Below are 1,892 nucleotides of genomic sequence, written 5' to 3'. Positions count from 1 at the left end.
GCAACCGCGGCAAGCCGCGCTCGATCTCGGTCTTCACCGTCGCGTCGGTGTAGGGACCGGACGAGTCATAGACCGTCACCGGCGGCTCGCCGGCGCTCGGGTGAACCGAGATCTCGCGCATCGGGACACGCAGGCCCGGGTGAAGTTGGCCCGGTTTGTGGACTTTCTTCGAAGCGGGCAATTCGCCAACTGTGACGGTCGGGGTGTGGGCATTCATGAGTGAGCCTCCTTGCTCGAGTGCAACGGAGACCCAGTCCACGCGATGAGGAGGAAGTGACGCTTCGCGCAGGATGCGGGCACTGCCCGAATACCGAAGCCGGATTGCCGACTCGCGAAACCTCGCACCGTCCCTACGCCAGTATGAACTGGATCAGGTTCAACGGGTCACTGCGCGCGATAGCAGTATCTCAGCCCCTTGCCGGGACTCCCCTGGTGAGGCACTAGGTTGGACGATGAGATGTCGCCCTGTCAACTCGTACTGAAGCACTTATTGTTGTCGTGTTGTTGTCGTGCTTCGCTAAGGAAATTGATCAGCCACTGCCTGCCCCTCGGGTTACCGTCAGGCAACATTCCTTCGTTCAATCAGTTTCACCATGACGAGAAGCGCCCGGTTCGCCGAAGTCGAAATGCCGAGTTCGGTTCCTTTGCGCACGACGAAACCATTTAGGAAATCAACTTCGCTTCTTCTGCCGCGCGCGAGGTCCTGAGCGGTCGATGAAACTTGGCCGGGCATGTCCCCAGCCAAAGCAAGAACGGAGTGCAACGTGTCGGGTGGCATGACGACGCCCATCGCCTGCGCCACCGCGGTACATTCGGCTACGACATCGCGCACGACATCGGCAACCTCGCCCACATTGAAGATCTGTCCGTAGGGGAGTTGCGATACCGCTGACAGCGCATTGTATGCGCAATTGACGGTCAGCTTGCTCCAAAGTGCCGCAAGCACATCGTCGGAGACAGTGGTCGGGATGCCCGCACCGGTGAACGCCTCCGCAATCCGTTGGCTCGCGAGGGAAGGGCCGATCACCATTTCCCCACGTCCGCGATGCTTGACATGCCCTGGTGCCGTGATCTCGGTCGCGACGTATACGGCGGCTGGGACAACGGCGCTCCCAAGCACTTCTGCCAGGCGATCAGCATTGTCGACCCCGTTCTGAAGACTGAGAACGGCGGTATGCGCATCCAGATGAGGGCCGAACAACCGCCCCACCGCTTCGGTATCTCCCGACTTGACCGAAACAAGTACGACATCGGTGCCCGCTACGCCCGAAGGCTCGGTCGTAGCGCCGATTGGCACGTAGCCCTGGAATGTCTTTGCTTCGACCAACAGGCCGCGCGCCGCTATGGCTTCTATATGGCTCGGCCTGCCGATGAGCATCACCTCGTGCCCGGCTCGCGCGAGCACGGCGCCGAAATAGGAACCGACGGCTCCGGCACCCATGACTGCCACCTTCATGCAGAATCCCTCCGTTGCACGCTTGGTACCTACACCTCGACCACCAGCGCCCCGCCGGTGAGGCCTGCGCCGGCGGCTGCCAGCAGCAGCTTCTCGCCCGGTCGAAAGGGATTGGCGTTGTGGGCAACGGACAGTGACAGAGGGATCGTCGCGGCCGACGAGTTGCCATGGTCGGCAATGGTCTTGATGATGCGGTCATCCTCAATGCCAAGCGACTTGCCGACAGCGTTGAAGATGCGGGCATTTGCTTGATGCGGCGCGAACCGGGCGACGTCCGTTGTCGAAAGGCCGGCCGCTGCCAGCGCCTCGACGGAACAGCGGCTCATCATCTCCACGGCCTTGACGAAGACCTCGCGGCCGTCAGCGATGGTCATGCGGGTTTCGGCGATGTCGATGTCTTCCGCGAAAGGACGCTTGCTGCCGCCCGCCGCGATAT

General features: G+C 61.8%; 2 protein-coding genes, 1 pseudogene and 1 riboswitch. All 3 genes and pseudogenes read right to left on the bottom strand.

Annotated elements, in window-relative coordinates; translation table 11 throughout:
* Positions 1-217, bottom strand: a pseudogene (locus tag EN780_RS33145) (phosphomethylpyrimidine synthase ThiC); the annotation flags it as partial.
* A 112-nt stretch (positions 218-329) separates the two neighbouring features.
* Positions 330-441: riboswitch (TPP riboswitch) on the bottom strand.
* Between the two features lie 118 nt (positions 442-559).
* Positions 560-1,456: a 2-dehydropantoate 2-reductase gene (locus EN780_RS33140; RefSeq protein ID WP_095802027.1), complete on the bottom strand. Its 897-nt coding sequence runs from the start codon at positions 1,454-1,456 to the stop codon at positions 560-562.
* 29 nt (positions 1,457-1,485) lie between these two features.
* On the bottom strand, positions 1,486-1,892 hold a 407-nt coding region (locus EN780_RS33135), incomplete at its 5' end, for a 3-oxoacyl-[acyl-carrier-protein] synthase III C-terminal domain-containing protein (RefSeq protein WP_281035397.1).

It is taken from the genome of Mesorhizobium sp. M4B.F.Ca.ET.089.01.1.1, from assembly GCF_004022605.1.
GTDB lineage: Bacteria > Pseudomonadota > Alphaproteobacteria > Rhizobiales > Rhizobiaceae > Mesorhizobium > Mesorhizobium abyssinicae.
This window is presented reverse-complemented; position numbering and strand designations above follow the sequence as displayed.